General features: G+C 73.6%; 20 protein-coding genes. 10 read left to right on the top strand and 10 right to left on the bottom strand.

Annotated elements, in window-relative coordinates:
- Positions 1-75: 75 nt before the first annotated feature.
- Positions 76-1,260, bottom strand: a complete 1,185-nt coding sequence (locus IF01_RS0122375) for an MFS transporter (RefSeq protein WP_030395277.1) — start codon at positions 1,258-1,260, stop codon at positions 76-78.
- A 287-nt stretch (positions 1,261-1,547) separates the two neighbouring features.
- Between IF01_RS0122375 and hemB the strand changes: the two genes are divergently transcribed.
- Together hemB and IF01_RS0122365 are read left to right on the top strand one after the other, a co-directional pair.
- On the top strand, positions 1,548-2,525 hold the full coding sequence (gene hemB, locus IF01_RS0122370) for a porphobilinogen synthase (protein WP_078880197.1): 978 nt from the start codon (positions 1,548-1,550) through the stop codon (positions 2,523-2,525).
- Between the two features lie 162 nt (positions 2,526-2,687).
- The gene (locus IF01_RS0122365; RefSeq protein WP_030395275.1) at positions 2,688-3,083 is read left to right on the top strand and encodes a transposase; all 396 of its coding nucleotides are present in this window, start codon (positions 2,688-2,690) and stop codon (positions 3,081-3,083) included.
- Positions 3,084-3,161: 78 nt separating this feature from the next.
- On the opposite strand, the gene IF01_RS0122360 is transcribed toward IF01_RS0122365, so the two are convergent.
- From IF01_RS0122360 to IF01_RS48410, 3 genes are all read right to left on the bottom strand, one after another.
- Complete coding sequence (locus IF01_RS0122360; RefSeq protein ID WP_157855311.1) at positions 3,162-3,866, bottom strand: hypothetical protein; 705 nt, start codon at positions 3,864-3,866, stop codon at positions 3,162-3,164.
- A complete protein-coding gene (locus IF01_RS0122355; RefSeq protein WP_078880195.1) occupies positions 3,863-4,507 on the bottom strand; it encodes a SigE family RNA polymerase sigma factor in 645 nt (214 codons plus the stop codon). Before IF01_RS0122355 ends, IF01_RS0122360 begins: the two co-directional genes overlap by 4 nt.
- Positions 4,508-4,600: 93 nt before the next feature.
- The gene (locus IF01_RS48410) at positions 4,601-4,747 is read right to left on the bottom strand and encodes a hypothetical protein (RefSeq protein ID WP_157855310.1); all 147 of its coding nucleotides are present in this window, start codon (positions 4,745-4,747) and stop codon (positions 4,601-4,603) included.
- Here IF01_RS48410 and IF01_RS50185 point away from each other — a divergent pair.
- Together IF01_RS50185 and IF01_RS49325 are read left to right on the top strand one after the other, a co-directional pair.
- Positions 4,746-5,060, top strand: coding sequence for a DUF6461 domain-containing protein (locus IF01_RS50185; RefSeq protein ID WP_244215591.1), 315 nt, complete (start codon positions 4,746-4,748; stop codon positions 5,058-5,060). The genes IF01_RS48410 and IF01_RS50185 overlap by 2 nt on opposite strands.
- Entirely contained in the window at positions 4,946-5,293 is a 348-nt protein-coding gene (locus IF01_RS49325; protein WP_051755910.1) for a TetR/AcrR family transcriptional regulator C-terminal domain-containing protein, read from the top strand. Before IF01_RS50185 ends, IF01_RS49325 begins: the two co-directional genes overlap by 115 nt.
- Positions 5,294-5,335: 42 nt before the next feature.
- Here IF01_RS49325 and IF01_RS0122345 read toward each other — a convergent pair whose 3' ends face one another.
- Together IF01_RS0122345 and IF01_RS0122340 are read right to left on the bottom strand one after the other, a co-directional pair.
- Positions 5,336-5,515, bottom strand: a complete 180-nt coding sequence (locus IF01_RS0122345; RefSeq protein ID WP_030395271.1) for a hypothetical protein — start codon at positions 5,513-5,515, stop codon at positions 5,336-5,338.
- Positions 5,516-5,803: 288 nt separating this feature from the next.
- Positions 5,804-8,263, bottom strand: coding sequence for a M60 family metallopeptidase (locus IF01_RS0122340; RefSeq protein WP_030395270.1), 2,460 nt, complete (start codon positions 8,261-8,263; stop codon positions 5,804-5,806).
- Between the two features lie 262 nt (positions 8,264-8,525).
- Between IF01_RS0122340 and IF01_RS0122335 the strand changes: the two genes are divergently transcribed.
- On the top strand, positions 8,526-9,356 hold the full coding sequence (locus IF01_RS0122335; RefSeq protein ID WP_030395269.1) for a PIG-L family deacetylase: 831 nt from the start codon (positions 8,526-8,528) through the stop codon (positions 9,354-9,356).
- Positions 9,357-9,376: 20 nt separating this feature from the next.
- Here the strand turns inward: IF01_RS0122335 and IF01_RS0122330 are convergent, their stop codons facing one another.
- Together IF01_RS0122330 and sigK are read right to left on the bottom strand one after the other, a co-directional pair.
- Entirely contained in the window at positions 9,377-10,174 is a 798-nt protein-coding gene (locus IF01_RS0122330; protein ID WP_030395268.1) for an anti-sigma factor, read from the bottom strand.
- The gene (gene sigK / locus IF01_RS0122325) at positions 10,171-10,755 is read right to left on the bottom strand and encodes an ECF RNA polymerase sigma factor SigK (RefSeq protein ID WP_082558268.1); all 585 of its coding nucleotides are present in this window, start codon (positions 10,753-10,755) and stop codon (positions 10,171-10,173) included. Before sigK ends, IF01_RS0122330 begins: the two co-directional genes overlap by 4 nt.
- 328 nt (positions 10,756-11,083) lie before the next feature.
- On the opposite strand from sigK, the gene IF01_RS0122320 reads away from it, so the two are divergent.
- From IF01_RS0122320 to IF01_RS0122300, 5 genes are all read left to right on the top strand, one after another.
- Entirely contained in the window at positions 11,084-12,805 is a 1,722-nt protein-coding gene (locus IF01_RS0122320; RefSeq protein WP_167349765.1) for a molybdopterin-dependent oxidoreductase, read from the top strand.
- Positions 12,806-12,948: 143 nt separating this feature from the next.
- A complete protein-coding gene (locus IF01_RS0122315; RefSeq protein ID WP_030395265.1) occupies positions 12,949-13,617 on the top strand; it encodes a fasciclin domain-containing protein in 669 nt (222 codons plus the stop codon).
- Between the two features lie 275 nt (positions 13,618-13,892).
- Positions 13,893-14,279: a hypothetical protein gene (locus IF01_RS0122310; protein WP_030395264.1), complete on the top strand. Its 387-nt coding sequence runs from the start codon at positions 13,893-13,895 to the stop codon at positions 14,277-14,279.
- A 153-nt stretch (positions 14,280-14,432) separates the two neighbouring features.
- Positions 14,433-14,915, top strand: coding sequence for an ATP-binding protein (locus tag IF01_RS44165; RefSeq protein ID WP_051755895.1), 483 nt, complete (start codon positions 14,433-14,435; stop codon positions 14,913-14,915).
- Positions 14,916-15,116: 201 nt separating this feature from the next.
- Entirely contained in the window at positions 15,117-17,753 is a 2,637-nt protein-coding gene (locus IF01_RS0122300) for a PKD domain-containing protein (protein ID WP_030395262.1), read from the top strand.
- A gap of 77 nt (positions 17,754-17,830) precedes the next feature.
- Here IF01_RS0122300 and IF01_RS0122295 read toward each other — a convergent pair whose 3' ends face one another.
- Positions 17,831-18,307 carry a hypothetical protein gene (locus tag IF01_RS0122295; protein WP_030395261.1) on the bottom strand — a complete coding sequence of 159 codons (477 nt, stop codon included), beginning with the start codon at positions 18,305-18,307 and terminating at the stop codon, positions 17,831-17,833.
- Positions 18,308-18,352: 45 nt separating this feature from the next.
- A complete protein-coding gene (locus IF01_RS0122290) occupies positions 18,353-19,924 on the bottom strand; it encodes an MFS transporter (RefSeq protein ID WP_037780728.1) in 1,572 nt (523 codons plus the stop codon).
- Positions 19,925-20,225: the final 301 nt, after the last annotated feature.

The raw sequence follows: 20,225 nt of genomic DNA, 5'->3' as shown, positions 1-20,225 counted from the left end.
CGCGCACCGACCCCGCCGGCTCCGGTCCGGTACCGCCCCGGCACCGACCGGGCACCCGTCCCGGAGCCGGCGGGGTCAGTCGATCCGGGCCACCCTGGCCGCGGCCACGGCCACCACCAGGCCCAGGCCGACACAGGCCGCGCAGACGAGGAACATCGTCCGGTACCCGGCGGCCCCGGCGACCAGTCCGAGGGAGCCGCTGCCGGCGGCGAGGCCGACGGTGAAGCAGGCGCCGAAGGTCGACAGCGCAGTGGCGCGACGGCGTTCGCTGACCGAGCGCACCACGAACAGGCCCAGCATCGGGTAGATCTGCCACATGCCCACACCGATGAGCACACCGCCGACCACGCCCAGGCCGAGGCCGTCCGCCACCCCGAGGAGCGCCACCCCCAGGGCCTCGACCAGGAAGAGGCCCGCGAGCTCCACCGGTCGCGTGGCCTCCCAGCGGATCCAGCTGCCCGCCACCCGCAGCAGCACCACGGTCAGCGAGTAGGCGGTGACCACGACCGCTCCCCCGGCGATGCCGAGCGCGTCGAACTTGGCGACCGCGAAGCTGGAGACGGCCGCGAAGCCGAACGCGGTGAAGATCAGCGCGACGCTGGGCAGCACCACGCCGAGCAGCGCGGCCCGGCCCTGGTCCGCGTCGGCCCGCTCCGAGGTCGAGGAGAGCCTCACCTCGGGTACGTACAGGGCGATGGGGATGACGAGCAGGGCGATCAGTCCCGAGATCACGAAGGTGCTCGCCGTGCCCACCAGGTGTTCGATCAACGAACCCAGCGGCGCGCCCAGGCCGATGGCCACGTAGTTCACGGTACCGCCCAGCCCCAGCGCCCAGCCCTGCCGGTCCTTGGCGACGAGCTGCACCGGCCAGACCCCGACCGCGGCCAGCATCACGCCCATGCCGACGCCCAGCAGCATGCGCAGGCCGATGAGTTCGGTGATCGACCCGGCGAGCGGGTAGCAGACCGTGGCGAGCGCGGTCAGCACCGTTCCGCCGATGGTCAGCGCCCGGGTGCCGAGGCGGTTCATCAGCACGCCCGACACCGGGCGGGCCAGCAACGCGGTCAGCGCGTAGCCGCTGATGACCGCGCCGACCTCGGCCGGGCCGCCGTGCAGGCGGCCGGTGACGTGGCCGGGCAGGATCGGGATGGTCAGGGCGAACGGCAGATAGCCGATCCCGTTCGCCAGCGCGATCAGCAGCGCGTGCCGGACGGCTCGCTTGTCGGTGGTCTCGATCTCGGGTGCTAACTCGGTTCGCACAGGTTCACTCCCTCATGTCCGGGAATGAGCCTAGGCGGGAAAACGTGCACGGAGCTTGTGATCGCCCCAAGTACTTGTCGCTGTTCAGAACTTGGCCGGTCGTGGTCGAAGGACGGCCCCGGGCGGGTGAGCGCGGCGGGTGGCGGGGCGGATCGGAGCCTCGCCCCGGCAGCGCCCACCCGAAGGGTCGAACTCGGTTACGGCGCTTGGGTGGTGACGTCCGACCGCGCGCGCGGGCGGTCGTAGGCTGGACCGCAGTCGGTCCCAAGGTCCCGAGGAGGACATCGGTGTTTCCGGAACAGCGCCCGCGACGGCTTCGGCGTACCCCCGCCCTGCGACGGCTGGTCGCCGAGACCACGCTGGAGCCTCGCCACCTGGTACTGCCCATGTTCGTCAAGGAGGGCGCCACCGAACCGGTACCGATCGGTTCGATGCCCGGTGTCGTCCAGCACACGCGCGATTCCCTGCGCAAGGCGGTCGTCGAGGCCGTGGAGGCCGGAGTCGGCGGCGTGATCCTCTTCGGCATCCCGCTGGAGTACGACGCGGACGGCACCCGCGGCCTCGACCCGGACGGTGTGCTCAACGCGGCACTGCGCGATGTGCGGGCCGAGGTGGGCGACGGGACGGTGATCATCGGCGACGTCTGCATCGACGAGTTCACCGAGCACGGCCACTGCGGGGTGCTCGACGAGCACGGCCTGGTGGACAACGACCGCACGCTGCGGATCTACGCCGAGATGGCCGTGGCACAGGTCGAGGCCGGGGCCCACGTCGTCGCGCCGAGCGGCATGATGGACGGCCAGGTGGCCGCGATCCGGGCCGCGCTGGACGGAGCGGGCCACTCCGGGGCGGCCGTGCTCGCCTACGCGGTCAAGTACGCCTCCGCGCTCTACGGGCCGTTCCGGGAGGCGGTCGACTCGCAACTCGTCGGCGACCGCAGGACCTACCAGCAGGATCCGGCCAATGCGCGGGAGGGCCTGCGGGAGGCCCGGCTGGACCTGGCCGAGGGCGCCGACATGATCATGGTGAAGCCGGCCACCGCGTACCTGGACGTCCTCCGGGCGGTCAAGGACGTCTCGGAGGTGCCGGTGGCCGCCTACCAGGTCTCCGGCGAGTACGCGATGATCGAGGCCGCGGCGGCGAACGGCTGGATCGACCGGGACCGCGCGGTGCTGGAGTCGCTCACCGGGATCCGCCGCGCGGGCGCCGACATCGTGCTCACCTACTGGGCGACGGAGGCGGCCGGGTGGCTGAACCACCACTGAGCCACCGCTGAGCCACCGCTGAGCCGCCACTGAGCTGCCGCTGAACCGGTGCCGGACCGGCGTCGGACCGGCCCTGAGCGGGGGCGATCACACGGCCGATACTCGTAACGTTCATGACAATAATCACGTGGGATCGTGGCGGGCCGCGGGCATGATGGATCCGTGGGCGCTGATCTGTCGCAGCGGCTGGTCCCCGACGGCCTGTGGGACCAGGTCGCGCCGTTGTTGCCGTCGTTCGCGACGCGTCGCCAGGGCGGTGGCACCGCGCCGCTGGACGAGCGGGCCGTGTTCGCCGCGGTGGTGTACGTCCTGACCAGCGGATGCGCGTGGCGGCACCTGCCACCGACGTTCGGGGTCTCGCCGGCCACCGCGCACCGGCGCTTCTCCGCCTGGACCAGGGCCGGGCTCTGGTGTCGGCTGCACCGGGCCGTACCGACCGGGCCGGGTGCTTGCGGTGAGCCGGACTGGACCTCGGCGATCGTCGACGCCGCCTCGGTACGGGTGCGGCGGGCCGGCACCGACCGGCCCGGTCCGGGCCCCGGACGCGGTCGGCCGTAGGGGATCCGCCGTCCGGGGCCCGGAACCGCGCCGGGTCCCGCGGAGCGATCCGCGGGACCCGGCGCGGTCGGTACCGGGTCAGGACCCCAACGTCCTGCTCGCCAGCACCTTCCCCTCCACGTCGTACGCGGCGAACCGGACGCCGCCGGGCGGGTACTCGCTCGGGGTGCCGGAGTCCTTGAGGGCCGGCCCCCAGAAGAAGCCGCTGGCGAAGCCCGGACTCCCGGGGAGCTGGGCGACGGTGACCCAGTGCGCCTGGCCGTCCACCTCGATGGCCATCGAGGCCACCCGCCCGGGCCCCGTGTACACCAGGTTGTAGAAACCCTCCTGCCGCTGCGGCGGCAGTCCGTAGTACTGCATGGTGATCTCCGTCGCGCCCCCCGCCCAGGAGTGCCCGGCACAGCCCGGACCGGTCTTGTACGCGGGCTCGTCGTGGATGCAGACCTCCTGGTCGTTCAGCCGCATCCACCAGTTCTCGCGGCCCAGCGGCAACTGCTGGCCGGGCTCCACGGCCACGGCCTCGGGCGCGGGCCCGGCCGGCGGCGCCAAGGGCTGCGACGCCGCCGCCACGGCCCGGACCCCGTCCCGCGCCGACAGGGCGACGCCCGTACCGCCCACCACCACGAGCACGGCCGCCACGGCGGAGACGCCCAAGGCCACACGGCGGCCCCGCCGCTGCCGGCGCACATGGACCTGCACGGCCCCGGCGGACCAGTCCCCCACGGCGAGCCCGTCCGCCTCCGACCGCAGCGCGCCCCGCACCATGTCCTCGGTGTCCATCACCTGTTGCCTCCGTTCGTGCCCTCGCTCGTCGAACCGGACCCCACCGCGTACGAGGCCAGCGCCGGATGGCCGCGCAGCTTCGCCAGCCCACGGCTGGCCTGGCTCTTCACATTGCCCGCCGAGCAGCCGAGCACCTCGGCGACCTGCTGCTCGCTCATGTCCTCCCAGTAGCGCAGGACGACGACGGCCCGCTGGCGCGGCGGCAGTTCCGCCAACGCCTGCAGCAGCACCGAGCGCTCCTCGACATCGCGGTGGCCGGCGCCCGAACTGTGCGCCCGCTCGGGGAGGACGGGCACCAGCAGCTGCCTGACCCGGCGCCGCCGGTGACGGCTCAGGTTGTTGTTCACCAGGGCCCGGTGCACATAGGCGTCCGGCTCGTCCAGCCGACTGATCCGGGCCCAGCTCCGGAACACCTTCGCCAGCGTCGCCTGCACCACGTCCTCGGCCTCGTGGTAGTCACCCGTCAGCAGGTAGGCGGTACGCACCAGCCGCCGCCACCGCGTGGCGGCGAACCCCTCGAAGCCCAGCTCCCGCACATCGGAGCCCTCCCCGGCAGCCGCCCGGGAAGGCGGTCCGGCAGCCGATTCCACGACCGACCGGGCCCGCTCCTCCACCGGTACGGGTATTGCACTCGCGGTCATCCCATTCCTCTCCGCGATCCGCGCGACGGCCCCACCGGACCGCCACTCCGCCCTACTCACCCCCGCACGGCCGCAAAGGTTGCACGTCGGTGATCATCGACCCGCCGTGCTGCCGGACCACCGCTCGACGGCGGGCGTGACGGGCGTGACGGAAACCGGACCGGCGGCGGACAGCACCTCGGGCCCGGACCCGGCTCCGGTCGGCATATTGTCGGTGGCATGGACGAGGATCTGCGCCATGACGGTAACCGCTGCTGACTACCTGTGGTTCGAGGACGGATTCCCCGACATCGCCGAGGCGTACTGCTTCACGCTGGTGAAGGACCTCGCGCCCGCCGAGCTGCTGCAACGCCTCGACGGGGAAGCGGGCCCCTCGCTGACCGGAGTGACAGCACTCGTCGAGGCCGCCGACGACCTGGGCGACACGCAGCAGACCTGGTGTTCGGCGAGGTCGACCTGCCCTCCCCCGGCGACGACTGGCACCGGGCCATGCGGCAGCGGGCGCTCTCCATGCGTCTCGCGCTGTCCCGCCACCGCTGGGCGATCGGGGTGATGGAGTCCCGCTCCACCCCCGGACCGGCCACCCTGCGCCACCACGACGCCGTCCTCGGCTGCCTGCTCCGGAGCGGCTTCTCCCTCCAGCTGACCGCCCACGCCGTCTCGGGCCTGGACAGCTACATCTACGGATTCGCGCTGCAGGAGAAGACGCTCCCCTTCGACTCCCCCCAGCAGACCGCCGAACTCGCGCACAGCATCCTCGACGGCCTCCGCCGGGCGGCCGGCTGAGCCTGCGGGAAAGGCTCGCCCGGCGGGGGCAGGTCCTCGCGTCTACCTGCCGCCCTCCTCGCGCTCCTCCCCCTCCTCACCGTCGGCCGGCAGGCCGACCTCCTCACGGTCCTCCTTCGTCAGCTCCTCCAACTCCGCCTCGTCGGGGCGCTTCGGCAGCCCGCGACTGTGGCCGGTGTCAGGATCGCCCTCGACGTCCTTGTTCGACTTGTGGTGGGACATGGCTCCTCCTCGCCCGGACGGCCCGTGGCCGGGCCCGGTACGCCTTCCCTCCCATCACCTCCCCGCGACCGGGGAACCGCAAGTCGGCCGCTGCGACCGACAGCCGACGGGACCCGCCCGGCCCCGCGCGGCCGTCCACCACCGGGGCCCGACCGGGCAGGGCCGACCGGGCGGGGCCGACCGGGCGGGGCCGACCGGGCGGGGCCGACCGGGCGGGGCCGACCGGGCGGGGCCGACCGGACCGGCGTCGTGCCGGTCCGGTCAGCACGAGGTGATCGGGGTGGACGATCAGGGCTCGCGGCGGCTGGCCAGGTCGGCCGGGGCGGCGGGGAGCCGCAGGTCGGCGATGTCCTGCTGGGCGGCAGGGGTGAGGGGGACGCCCCAGGCCCGGTAGAAGGCGGTGAGGTCCTGGCCCGCCACCTTGCTGGTGAGCAGGGTCAGGTTCGCCCAGCGGTCGGCGCCCTGCGGGCGGGCCGCGCGCACCCGGCTGTGCACGGTCGGCCAGAACTTCTCGCCGTACTGGAGCGTGAGCTGCTCGAACATGACGAGCCGCTCGAAGGCGTCGAAGGAGTCGGCGTAGGAGACACCGCTCCCGCCGACCTTGGGCAGGGCCTTGTCGTAGACCTTCTCGGCGACCAGGCGCGAGGTCCGGCCGAGGGCCTTAGCCACCGCGAGGGAGTAGACGTTGTTCGAGACCTCGACCACCTCGGAGGGCTCGATGGAGCTCTGCTGGCGGTGGTGGCCCTGTTCGTGCCAGATGCCCCAACCGGCGGCGGCGCCGTCGACGATCCAGTTGGCGGACTCCTGCTGGAAACCCATGTAGCCGGCCGTGGCGAAGGCCGCGCCGGCCCGGCGTTCCACCTCGGCGTAGTGGAACGGGAAGACGCCCGGGGAGTCGGGCCCGGGAGCGGTCGCCGCGTCGGCGCCGGTGGGGGCGGCGAAGCCGGCGACCGCGTCCTCGATGCCCCGGGCGCACTCCAGGTGCCGCAGCACCGTCTCCGGGGAGCTGTACGAGTAGCGGGCCGCCGTGTCGCGCGTGAGCGTGACGACAGTCCGCCCGGCCACCAGTTCGGCGTAGCGGGCGGGACGTTCGGCGAGCTGGGCGCGCCAGTCGGCCGCGGTGGTACGGCCGAGCACGAACACCGGGGCGACCTGGACGTCGCCGCTCAGAGTGACGGTCGCGCGGTCGGCCGCGGTGCCGTCGAAGGCCAGGTACACCATGCCGCCGCGGTGGTCCTGGACCTGGGTGCTCCCGGACGCGGCGGCGGGATAGGGGCGCGCGCCCGTGAGACCGGAGCCGACCGGCGGGCCGACCACGACCCGCAGACTGCCGCCGCCGACGCTGCCGGTGACGGCGGCGGTGAGCCGCGCCCCGGGCGGCAGGTACAGACCGGTCGGTCGCAGGTCGGAGGGCGCGAGGGCGAGGTCCTGGCGCCGCCGCTCGTTCTCCGCCGACGGGAGCCCGGCGAGGGTGACGGTGTAGGGCCGGCCCGGCTCGGGCGGGACGAACGGGGCCAGGCCGTCGGGGCCGGTCGCCCGGGGGCAGGCCGGGGCGGTGAGCACGGCCTCGGCTCCGGGGTCGGATTCGGCGCCGTCGGCCGAGAGCGCGGTGACGCGGTAGCGGTGCACCCCACCGGGGCCGAGCCCGCCGTCGCGGTACTCGCGGTCGGTGGTGACAGCGATCCGGCCGCCGTCGCGGTGGACGGCGTACCCGACGGGCGCGGGCCCGGCGGGGGCGCTCCACCGGACGGTCGCGTCGGTCGGTGAGTCGGCGGTCGCCGAGGCCGCGCCGGGAGCCGCCTGGGTCCGGGCGGTTCCCGGCCGGTCGGCGGCCGGGAACCGGGTCCAGGTCTGGTTCCCGCCGCCGTTCACCGGATACAGCCCGGCGAAGCCGGTGGCGCGGTTGTGGTCGAGGGCAAGGGCCGGGTCGGCCGCCCAGCGCAGGACGCCCTTGGCCGTGTCGTACTGCCAGCGGGACCGGTCGCCGCCGTTGGCGACCGGCCGGGCGACGACGCGTGCGTTCCACCAGCCGTCGCCCTTGACGTCCAGGACCGGGTAGGGCGCGGCGGAACTCTGCACCTGGCCCTGCTCGGTGACGGTCCACCGCTGGGTCGGCGGTGTCGGCCGCCCGGCGACGGACGCGCACGGCTCCACCGAGACGGAGCGGTCGGGGGTGGCGATCGCGGCGAGCGTCAGGCACCGGCCTGCGTTGCGGAGTTCACCATCGCTGCCGGCCGGGGCCGCGACGGCGGTGTAGCCGGGAGCGAACGTCCACTTCTGGTTGTCGCCGCCTCCCGGTGAGTACAGCGTGGCCGAGTCGCCGTTGACGTTGAAGTCCAGGACGTACCGGCCGGCCGTCCAGCCGAGTCGGCCGGTGGCCGCGTCGTACGACCAGGAACCGGCCGCGTCGGCGGGGACCAGGGCGGTGGGCGTGCCGTTGGCCGCGGTGCTGCCGGGTCGCAGGCCCAGCGCCAGACCGGTCACGCCGTTCAGGAGGACGCCTCGGGAGTCCAGCCGCCATTGCTGCCCGGTCGGCGTGGGTTCGCCGAGCTCCGAGGTGCAGGTGCGGAGCCGGATCGGGCCGGACTGCTCGGCGGTCAGGCACTGGCCGAGGACCCGCAGCTCGGACCACTGGTCGGCCGCGCGCGGCTGGGCCAGGGCGGCCGGGCACGGTGCGAGGAGGGGCAGCAGGACCAGGGAGACGGCGGCGGCGGTCAGGCCTGGCGGTCTACGACGGGGTTCGGTCATCGGGTGGGACCACCTTCACGGTCGGGGAACCGGAAGCGTGGGCGCGCCCCCGGACGGACCCAGGATGCGCGGAGCACCGAGGCCGCCCCGCGATCACCACGGGGCGACGACCGGCAAGTTCACCCCGTCGGCCCGGAACCCCGGAATAGGGGGTGGCGGCTTCGTCGTTGCCGACACTCGACAGCGACACCGCGGACCGTGCGTTGTCGGACCCGTGCTGCACACTGAGGCCGAACACTCGGCAGACCGAAGGACGATTCCCATGACCGACCGGCCCCTGACGCTGATGGCCGTGCACGCCCACCCCGACGACGAAGCCACCGGTACGGGGGGTGTGCTCGCCCGCTACGCGGCCGAGGGCATCCGGACGGTGCTCGTCACCTGTACCGACGGCGCGTGCGGAGACGGCCCGGGAGGTGTCAAGCCCGGGGAGGAAGGACACGACCCGGCGGCCGTCGCCGCGATGCGCCGTCAGGAGCTCGAGGCCAGCTGCGAGGTCCTCAAGGTCGACCACCTCGAAATGCTCGACTACGCGGACTCCGGGATGATGGGCTGGGCCGCCAACGACGCGCCCGGCTCGTTCTGGACCACGCCGGTGGACGAGGCGGCCGCCCGTCTCGCCGAGCTGATGCGGACGTACCGGCCCGACGTGGTCGTGACCTACGACGAGAACGGCTTCTACGGCCACCCCGACCACATCCAGGCCAACCGCATCACGTCGCGGGCGCTGGAGCTGACCGGCGCGACGCCGAAGGTGTACTGGACGACGGCCCCGCGCTCGATGATGGCGCGGTTCGGCGAGGTCATGCGCGAGCTCGGCGGCGACTGGGACGAGCCGGGCACCGAGGAGTCGGAGCTGCCCGAGATCGGCCTGCCCGACGAGGAGATCACCACCTGGGTGGACACCACCGGGTTCGGCGGCCAGAAGTTCGACGCGCTGGCCGCACACGCCAGCCAGGGCGAGAACATCTTCTTCCTGAAGATGGGCAAGGAGAAGTTCACCGAGCTGATGGGTGTGGAGACCTTCGTCCGGGTCCAGGACACCACCGACGCCCCGCTTCCGGAGAACGACCTCTTCGCCGGCCTGCGCTGAGCGGTCGACGTCCTCGCCACTCAGGCGGTGCGGGTGCGGCCGAGTTGCAGCGCCAGGACCGGCTGGGTGGTGGGGTGGTCGGATCCTCCGGCGGGCTCCTCGGTGACACCGACGGCGTGGGCCCCGTCGAGGGGTGCGGTGAGGAGGAGCGCGCCGTCGCCGTCCGGCAGCAGGCCGGCCGGTGCGAGGGTCCCCGCGCGGTCGAGCCAGAGTTCGTAGACGCGGCCCGGGCCCGGGGTGGGGAGTCCGGCAGCGAGGAAACCGGCCTGGTTGCGGCTGGCCGACCACACGACGGTACCGGTCCCGTGACCGCCGGGCCCGGCGGTGGTGGTCACCCGGGCGTCGGGCGCGGTCAGCAGTTCGCCGAAGGCCGCCTGCCGGTCGCGCAGTTGCTCCGCGGTGGCGCGCTCGTGCTGCGCCTGCTCGTGCTGCTGGACGGTGAGGGCGCCGAGCGTGGTGGCCGCGGTGAGGGAGGCGGCCAGGGCGAGGCGGGGCCACCGCCGCGAGGGGGTCCGGCGGCGGGTCGGCGCCGGCGGGGCAGCGGCCCGCCGCGACGGGGACGGGGGCGGCGCGGGGGGCGCCTGGTGCTCGTACGGCAGTCGGGCCAGGATCCGGGCGCGCAGTTCGGGCGGGGGCGGGAGGGTCCCGGTGGCGCCGAGGCGGGCGAGGGCAGCGCCGAAGCCGGCCGTCTCCTCCTCGCAGGTGCGACAGCCGGTCAGATGGGCCTCGAAGGCCGCGTGTTCGTCCGGGTCGTCGACGGCTTCCAGTACGTAGGCGCCGGTGAGGAGGTGCAGGTTGTCGTCGGCCGGGGTGTTCATGATCCGACTCCCAGACAGTCGCGCAACCGGATCAGGGCGTCCCGCATCCGGGTCTTGACGGTGCCCAACGGGGCGTGCAGCCGTTCGGCGACCTCCCGGTAGCTGAGGCCCTGGTAGTACGCCAGCAGCACGGACTCGCGCTGGAGGTCGGTGAGACCGCGCAGGCAGTGCCGCACCTGCTGGTGGTCGAGATGGGTCTCGGCACGCTCGGCGACGTCGTCGAACGGTGTTTCCTGTGTGCCGGCGACCGCGGCGCGGTCACGGTCGGCGGCCGCGCGGCAGTACCGGACCCGGTCCACGGCACGGCGGTGGGCGATGGTCATCACCCACGGCATGACGTCACCGCGGCCGGGGTCGTAGTGCGCCGCGCCGCGCCACACCTGGAGCATCACGTCCTGCATCACTTCCTCCGACTGGGCCTCGTCGCGCAGGACCCGGCGCACCAGGCCGAAGACCGGCCCCGCGACCGCGTCGTAGAGATCGGCGAACGCCTGGTGGTCGCCCTGCGAGACGCGGGCCATCACCGGCTTGAGATCGGGCGGCGGCTCGGGCCTGCCGTGCAGGAACACCACGGAACTCACTGTCGCCGCCTCCGGTGCCCGCAGCACCTGCGGACGGGTGGACGGACGTGCCGTGGGAACGCGCCGGCCGGACGGTCGGATGCGGCCCGCATGTCGGCCTCCCGGGTACTGGTAGGAACGGTGTCGAAGCCGTTCGTCGTCGAAGTCGTTCTTCGGTCGCGCGTTCATCGCTCGCACGTTCTTCGCTCGCGCGTTGTGCGCTCGCACGTTATTCGTCGCCGACGGCCCAACGGATTGCGCTCGGCGGTATCCCACCGGCTCTTCCACCCGATCGGGTGGATCCGGACGGCTCACCCATCCGCCGCGGCCGTTCCGCCGAATGCCGGACGTGACCAACGATGTGACCACTCTCCGTGACCGGGCCCGCGTCGCGGCCGCAGCGCTGCCGGTCCGGATGGCGTGCGGGATCGCCGCCGTCTGCGCCGGCGTCGCGGCGGGCGAGGTCGCCGCGGCGCTCGTTCGCCCGCAGGCGGCCCCGGTGGTCGCGATCGGCTCGGCCGCGATCGACCTCGCGCCCACCCCGGTCAAGGAGTGGGCGGTGCGCTCCTTCGGCACCTGGGACAAGACGGTCCTCCTCACCGGGATCCACACCACCATGGGCATGACCGCCGCCCTCCTGGGACCGGTGGCGGCCGTCCGCCGTGCCGCAGGTGTCCTGCTGTCCGCCGCGTTCGGTGGCCTCGGGGTGTGGGCGGCGCTGGCCCGCCCGGACGCGCGGCCCTGGGACGCCCTGCCCTCGGCCGCGGCCGCCCTGGTCTGCGCCGCCGTGCTGTTCCTCCTCACGGCGCCGCGAACGGCACTGCGAACGGCACTGCGAACGGCACTGCGAACGGCGCGGCGAACAGCACCGCCAACAGCCCGAACGGACGCCCGACCCGGCGGGCCCGGGCCCCGACAGCACGCCGGCGCCGAGGACACCGTGACGGCGGGCGACGGCCCGGCGGGGGCCGCCGGCGACCCGGCCCCCGTGCCGCCCGTTCACCCCGGACGTCGAAGCGCCCTGACCGCGGGCGCCGTCGTCCTCCTGTCCGCCGGCCTCGGCTCCGCCGGGCGCCACCTGGCCGACCGCCGCAACGACGTCTCCGCCGCCCGCGCCTCGCTCACGCTCCCGCCGCCGGCCCGGCCGCTTCCGCCTCCCCCGCCCCGGGCCGCCCTGGCGATCCCCGGACTCACCCCGTTCCGTACGTCCGTCGACGAGTTCTACCGGGTCGACACCGCGCTCACGCTGCCCCGCATCGACCCGCGCGACTGGACGCTGCGGATCCACGGCATGGTCGACCACCCCGTCGAGCTGTCCTTCGCCGACCTGCTCGCCCAACCGCTGGAGGAGCTGGACCACACGCTGTCCTGCGTCTCCGGCGAGGTCGGCGGGCCCTACGCGGGCACCACCCGCTGGCTGGGTGCGCCACTGCCCGCGCTGCTGCGCCGCGCCGGGATCCGCGCGGGCGCCGACCAGCTGCTCGGCCGCTCGAAGGACGGGATGACGATCGGCACGCCGCTGGAGTGCGTCCTCGACGGCCGTGCCGCGCTGCTCGCGGTGGCCATGGACGGTGCGCCCCTGCCCGTGGCGCACGGCTTCCCCTGCCGCAGCGTGGTCCCCGGCCTCTACGGGTACACCTCCGCCACCAAGTGGCTGGTCGACCTGGAGGTGACCACCTTCGCCGCCCGCGACCCCTACTGGGTGCGGCGCGGCTGGGACCGGACCGGCGAGGTGCGCACCGCCTCCCGCATCGACGTACCGGCCGCCTTCGCCCGCGTCCCGGCCGGGGAGGTCACGGTCGCGGGCACGGCCTGGGCCACCCACCGCGGCATCGCCGCCGTGGAGGTCCGCGTCGACGGCGGGCCCTGGCAGCAAGCCCGACTGACGGCCGACACGGGGCCCGACGTGTGGCGCCAGTGGCACCACACCTGGACGGCGGCCGCCCCGGGCACCCACCGCCTGGAGGTCCGCGCCACCGACGCCACCGGCGCCGTGCAGGAGGAGACCCGCAGACCGCCCTTCCCCTCCGGGGCGACCGGCTGGCACAGCACGGTCGTCACGGTCCACTGACTGACCCCGAAGCGCGGCGGGCCCTCTGCCGCGTGCGACACGACACCACCGTCCGGCACGACATCACCGTTCGACACGACACCACCGTCCGTCACAACACCGCTGTCCGTCACAACACCGCTGTCCGAGAAGAGAAGAAACCGATGACCGCCATCCAGCACCGCAAGCCCTTCACCGCCCTGCTCGTCGGAGGCATCCTCGCCGCCTCCCTCACCGCCTGCGGCGGGGACGACGGAGGCAAGGCGTCCGACACCGCCGCCGGTGCGGCCACCACGGCCGCGGCCACCGCCCCCGCTGCGGCCCCCATGGCGGACCCCGCAGCCGACCGGGCGACGGCCGGGCAGCCGTTCGGCACCGCCTGCGCCGCCGTGCCCAAGGACGGCGCGGGTTCCTTCGCCGGCATGGCCGCCGACCCGGTCGCCACCGCGGCCTCGCACAACCCCCTGCTCTCCACCCTGGTCGCCGCCGTCACCAAGGCCGGACTCGTGGACACCCTCAACTCGGCGAAGGACATCACCGTCTTCGCCCCCACCGACGACGCCTTCGCCAAGCTGCCGAAGAAGGACCTCGACGCCGTCCTCGCCGACAAGGACAAGCTCACCAGGATCCTCACCTACCACGTGGTGCCCCAGCGCCTCTCCCCCACCACGCTGACGGGTGCTCACAAGACCCTGGAGGCCCACGAGGTCACCGCCACCGGCAGCACTCCCGACTTCACCGTCAACGGCTCCGCCAAGGTGCTGTGCGGGAACGTGCAGACGGCCAACGCCACCGTCTACATCGTCGACACCGTTCTGATGCCCGCCTCCTGACCCGCCCCGAACCGCTGTCCCCGGTCCTCCCCGTGGCCGGGGACAGCACCGTTTCCCCCTTCCCCGGCGGCTTCCCCACGCCCCGACAGCTACCCCGTGCCCCGACGGCCTCCTCACGCCCGGGCCCGGGGCCGGGGCGCACCCGGTATCCGGAACCGGCCAATCCGCCCCGGCCGTCGCGGCGAATCAAGGGCAGGAAGGTCCCCCGGCCCCGGAAGCCCCGTCGGCCGGCCCCCTCACCTCACATCCACGTCTCAGGAAGGAGGTGTACAACCATGCACGCAACGCGAATCCGGCGCCCGCTGGCCGTCGCCATGGCCGGCGCCCTGCTGGCCGGCGGCGCCGCCCTGACGACCGCCACCTCGGCCTCCGCGGCCCCGACGGTCGCCACGTCCACCGTCCAGACGCATCAGCACGGCCATGGCACGTGCACCTGGCACCCCGGCTGGTGGGAGAACAAGCTCGTCCCCGGGCACTGGTCGAAGGCCTGGCACTCCGGCTCGTGGCAGAACCAGTGGCAGCCCGGCTGGTGGGACGGCCACCACCAGTGGCACCAGGGCTACTGGCACCAGGTCTGGCACGAGGCCGGCTGGAAGAACCTCTGGCAGTCCGCCCACTGGGAGAAGGTCTGGCACGACGGCTACTGGAACTGCTGGCACTGACACCCCGTCGTCGGCCGGGTCGGCAGTCCGCTGCCCCGGCCGGCCCGCCTCACCGGCCCCCGATCGCGGCACCGCCCCTCGGGGGCCGCGCCCCGCACAACACCACCGCCGCCCGCCCCGTCCGACGGACGGGACACGAAGGACCGGCCGACCATGAACACCGCGACCCAGACCCCGCCGATCCACCCGAACAGGACCCGCCCTTCCACGGACAGCGTCTGTCTGTCCTTCCCCAACGACGCCCGGTGCGCGGCCCGACTCCGCTCGACCACCCGCGCCTTCCTGCGCCGCACCCGCCCGGGCGACCGTTCCCTGCTCGCCGACGCCCTGCTCGTCGTCACCGAGCTGGCCGCGAACGTCGTCCAGCACACCGACGGCCCCGGGCGCCTCACCCTGACCTCGCACCGGCACGCCATCGGCATCGACGTCAGCGACACCAGCCGGACCCCGCCCGCGGTCGTCCCCCTGTCCTCGGAGAACGTCCACGGCCGAGGGCTCCTCCTGGTCGCCGCCCTCACCGACAGCCTCACCCTGACGCTCGACCCCGGCAGCGGCAAGACCGTTCACGCCCTGCTGCCCGACCGGTCCGCGGCACCGCTCCCGCGCCCGTCGGCGCGACCGTGCCGCACCTGGTGACGGGCAGTCCCGGCCCGGCGGCCGGGACCGGGGCGGTACGAAGAAGTGGACGCGGTGTGCCCTCACGGTGGGGGGGTGGTGGTCGGCGCTTCCGGAACGCTCGTCATAATTACTCCGCCTGCGATCCACGCGGGCCGTTCCGCCCCCGTCGGGCCCGGGCCCGACGGGTCGGGCTCCCGCTCCCCCTCGGAGGACCGCACCGTGCGACCCACTCGCGCCAAGGGCCTGCTCGCCGCAGGCCTCGTCACCGTGCTCGGTGGCCTGCCCGCCGCCACGGCTTCCGCCGCCACCGGCCCGGTCGGCTCGAGCGGCGAGGAATCCGGGGTGCTGCGGGTCGACGCCGGGGACCCGACGTGCTCGGACACCGCGACGGGCACGGCGACGAAGCCGTTCTGCTCCGTCGACGCGGCCGCCGCGGCGGCGCTGCCGGGCCAGACCGTCCAGGTGGTCCGGTCCTCGTACGGCGCCGGGACCGTGATCACCAAGTCCGGCGAGCCCGGTCGGCCCCTCACCATCAAGGGCTCGGTGGACGGCGACATACGGCTGTCCGGTGTGCACGATGTCGTCCTGCGGTCGATGAACGCGCGGGAGATCCAGGTCACCGGTTCGAACCGGGTCACCGTGGTCCGCGCCGACGCCTTCGGGATCAAGGTCACCGACTCCCCCGGGACGACTCTTACCAACAACACGGTCGCCGACGGCTGCACCGCAGGCATCGAGCTGGCCGGCGACTCCTCCGGCTCCAGCGTCTTCAACAACCTGGTGCGCAACCACTTCTCGCCCGCCGCGCCGTACAACTGCCCGAACCCTTCGGGCGCGGAGATCGTGGTCTCCGCCCTGTCGGCCAAGGACACCCGGGCCGGCTCCAACACCGTCGCGCCGTACTGGACGAACTTCGGCAGCGGAACGCCGTACCTCTGGGCCGGCGCCGCGCACTCCACGCCCGAGTCCCTCGCCGCCGCAACGGACGGCCGGGCCGGCACCCACGACCACGTGCTGCCGCGCTGGCAGGACGGCAACGCCGCGAACAGCGAGGTCGTCGACTCCGCCGACGAGAACGCGCCGGGCTTCGTGCCGGCCGCGCACCCGGCCGACGACCCGTCCCGCCCGAACCTGGGCACCGGCCTCGGCTACCACGACCGCGGCGCGAGCGAGCGCCAGGAGCCCATCACCACCGCCCAGTTGGCGGCCGACCACCGGCAGGCCCCGTACGGCACCGAGATCACGCTGACGGCGACCACCGGCCCGGAGACGGCGCACTGGCCGACCTCCGTGATGACCTACCGCTACGACTTCGGCGACGGCACCCCCTCGGTCACCTCCGACTCCCCGTCCGTCAAGCACGTCTACACCAAGGCGGGCACCTTCTACGCGAACGTCACCGTGGACACCGGCGGCGGGCAGCCGTTCACCGGTCGGTACGCGGTGCAGGTGAAGAGCACGGTCCCCGGGCCGCTGACCGCCCGCGCCACCGTCCAGCAGGTCGTTCCGGACCAGTTCGACACCTCCGACGCGCCGCCGCTGGGCGTGCGGCTCGACCCCTCGGCGACCTCCTCGCCGTGGCCGGTCGCCAAGCTCGTGGTGGACTACGGCGACGGCTCCCCCGCCGTCACCCGCAACGCCCTCGACCCGGTCGTCCACGGGTACGCCTCGCCGGGCGACTACACGGTCACCGTGACGGTCACCGACACCGCCGGCCGCACCAGCACCGCCGCCCACCCCTTCCGGGCCGCGTACGCCCCGACCGGGTTCCTGCGCACCCAGCCGTACCGGCTGGCCGACACCCGCGAGGACGCGAACCTGGACCTCACGGGCGGCCGCGAGGTGCCCTTCACCCTGCCGACCGGTACCGCGCCCGGGGCGAACGGCGTGCCGGGCAATGTCTCCACGGTCGTCCTGAACGTGACCGTCACCGAGGCCACCGAGGACACCCACCTCACCGTCTGGCCGACCGGCCAGCCGCGCCCGACCACTTCCAACGTGAACGTGGCCGCCGGCCGCACCTCGTCCAACCTCGTCACCGTGCCGATCGGCGACGCCAAGCGGATCAGCACCATGCTGAACGCCGGCCGCGCCGAGGTGATCGTCGACGTCGTCGGCTTCTACCGCCCCAACGGCGGCGACCTGTTCACCCCGCTGTCGCCGAACCGGCTGGTGGACACCCGTGACAGCGCCAAGCTCGGCTGGGGCGAGACCCGCGCGGTGAAGGTCGCCGGCGTCGGCGGTGTCCCGACGGACGCCACCTCCGTGGTGCTCAACCTGACCAGCACCGAGACCGCCGTCGACACCCACCTCAAGGTGTACCCGGGCGGCGGGAGCAAGCCGGTCAGCTCCAACCTGAACCCGGAGCCCGGCAAGGACAAGTCCAACCAGGTCGTCGTCCCGGTCGGTCCGGACGGCACCGTCAACGTGTACAACAACGCCGGTTCGACGCACGTCGTCCTCGACGTCTTCGGGTACTACGCCCCGAACGGCAAGGCCAGGTTCACGCCGACCGTGCCCGTGCGCCTCACCGACACCCGCGACACGCCGTTCGCCAAGCCCGGCCCGGACAGCACCACCGTCGTCGGCGGCATCCCGGCCGGCGCCCGGGCCGCCGTCCTTAACGTGACGTCCACCAACACCACCGACGACAGCTACCTCACCGTGCACGCCCACGGCGCCCCGCGCCCCGGCACCAGCAACCTCAACCTGCTGGCCGGCCAGACGGTGCCCAACCACGTCACCACCCCGGTCGGCGCGGACGGCAAGGTCGACGTCTACAACCACGTCGGCAGCACCGACATCATCGCCGACCTGTTCGGCTACTTCACCGACGCCTGGCCGACCCAGGGCTGACGGCACGCGGCCTGGTCGGCGGCGGGGCGGCAACCGGAAGGCTGCCGCCCCGCCGCAGTGCTCCGTCCCGGGCAGTTCTACCGGTCGGAAGCGGTCCGGGCCCCGTCCTCCACTCCGAGCGCGAAGATCTTCACGGGGTCGTCCGGCCCCCGGTACGCGCGGGCGAGGAAGTCCTCGACGATGTCGTGCGGTCGGTCGAGGAAGAGCAGGGGCGCCCGGAACGGGATGTCCTCGCGTCCGCCGGAGACGAACGACATGCGCAGCTGCGCCGCCTGGTCGTCGTGCCACAGGTACACGGTCCCGGGCCGTCCCGTTCCGTCCGACGCGGCGTCCCGGACCCAGGCCCGCACCGCCTCCACCAGGGCGGCCGCCAGTTCGAGCGGGTCGATGCCGTCGGGCCCGTCAGTCCCGTCAGTCCCGTCGGGCTCGTGGCTCGGCGGGGCCGGGAAGTACTCGATGTTCTCCAGGGCTTCCTCGACGAGGTTCCCTTCCCCGCGCCAGACACCGGCGCCGGCCGCCTCCCGTACGAGGTCCAGCAGCGTCGAGGAGTTCATTCCCGGATTCCTTTCCCGTGTCGGCCCGGCCCGGCGCGGCACGGCTCAGGCTGCGCCCTCGCGTCCGCTCGGCAGCGGCTGCTCCTGCTCCTCCGCGGCGACCTCGGCCTGCACGCCCCGGCGGAGGCCGACGATCGCCACCAGCGCCGCCACGGCCATGATGACAGCCATCCAGTGGAAGACCGTCTGGGTGGCGTGGGCGAAGTCCTCCCGGAAGAACTGCGGGACGGCCGCGGCGCTCCCGCTCCCGCCGCTCTGCGTCTGGACCTGGGAGAGGTGGGCGGCCGTGGCTTCCGCCTGGTCCTGCGGCAGGCCCTGGGCGACCAGGGAGTCGGTCAGCCGGGTCCGCAGGTCGGTGACCAGGACGGTGCCCAGCACCGCCAGCCCCAGACTGGCGGCGTAGTTGCGGACCGTCTGGGTGATGCCGGTCGCCTCGCCGTAGGACAGCCGCGAGGCCCGGTTGACCGCGTCCGTGCTGGCGGGCGAGAGCATGAAGCCCATGCCGGCGCCCGCCAGCACGACGTCCCACTGCTGCTCACTGAAGCTCAGCGAGGTCACGTCGCCCGCCCACAGGTGGAACCCGATCGCGGCCAGCACGCACCCCAGCACCACCGGGCGTTTGGCCCCGCCCCGGTCGAGCATCCGGCCGCCGATCTGCGAGGCGATCACGAAGCCGATGAAGAACCAGAGCAGGAAGACGCCGGCCTCCGAGGAGGAGTCGCCCAGCGCGATCTGCGCGTACTCGCTGGAGAAGAAGAACACCGGGACGAAGACCAGCATCGAGATACCGAGTACCAGGTTCTGCACCGAGAACGCGCGGATGCGGAAGATGTCCACCTTGATCAGCGGCGAGGCGGTGCGCTTCTCGACGAACGCGAAGACGACCAGCAGCGCGACTCCGGCCGCGATGCAGAGCCCGATCGCCGGGTTGGACCAGCCCCAGACCTGCGACTGCTGGAACCCGAAGACGCTCAGCGCGACACCGCCGGCGATCAGGGCCAGGCCCCGGTAGTCCATCGGCGCCGGGCGACTCTCCGTCACCGGCTTGGAGATCGCGACCAGCGCCAGCGCGACGGCCGCCACCGGCAGGTTCACCCAGAAGATGGCACGCCAGGTCCACTCGGTCAGGTAGCCGCCCAGGACCGGTCCGATCGCGGTCAGACCGCCCGCGATACCGAAGAACAGGGCCAGCGCCCGCCCCCGCTCGCGCAGTGCGAAGCTCTGCACCACGATCGCCAGCGCCGCCGGGAACATGATGGCGCCGCCGAAGCCCTGGACGGCACGGAAGGTGATCAGCCACGCCTCCGCCAGGCTCCCGGTGGGGGTGAGGCCGCAGCAGGCCGAGGCGCCCGCGAAGACCACCACCCCGAGCACCACCATCCTGCGGTGGCCGACGGTGTCGGCGAGCCGGCCGCCGAAGGCGAAGAACGCCGCCAGGGTGAGCAGGTAGGCGTTGACCGCCCACTGCACGCCCGTACTGGTCAGCTTCAGCTCGTACTGGATGTTCGGCACGGCGATCGACACGATGGTCTGGTCGATGAAGGTCATCGCGACGGCGAAGATCATCGCCGCCAGCACCAGGTAGCGCGAGGATCCGCCGGCGGGAGCAGCGGCCATCACTGTGCCTCCGGGGGCGCGTCCGCACGTCGACTGCCGGCGGACCACCTGTGGGGCGGGCCGTTCGTCGCCGAACGGACCCGGGTTCCTGCCGTTGGTTCGGCGACTCCCATGCTAACGACCGGCCCGGGGCGATGCCTGCCGGACCGGCGGCGGGGCGCGGACGTGCGCCGACGTGCGCTGCGGCGACGTGCGGGCCGGTGGGATGCTCCTATAGACGTCAAGCCGCAGGAGCGAGGTCGGTTTGAGCGATTTGTTCGGCTGGTGCTGCAGTCAGCGCGCGGTAGATCTCGCGGGCGAC

It is taken from the genome of Kitasatospora purpeofusca (assembly GCF_000718025.1).
GTDB classification, from domain to species: Bacteria; Actinomycetota; Actinomycetes; order Streptomycetales; family Streptomycetaceae; genus Kitasatospora; species Kitasatospora purpeofusca.
Note: the sequence above shows the minus strand (reverse complement) of the source record. Positions and strands in the feature narration are given on the sequence as shown.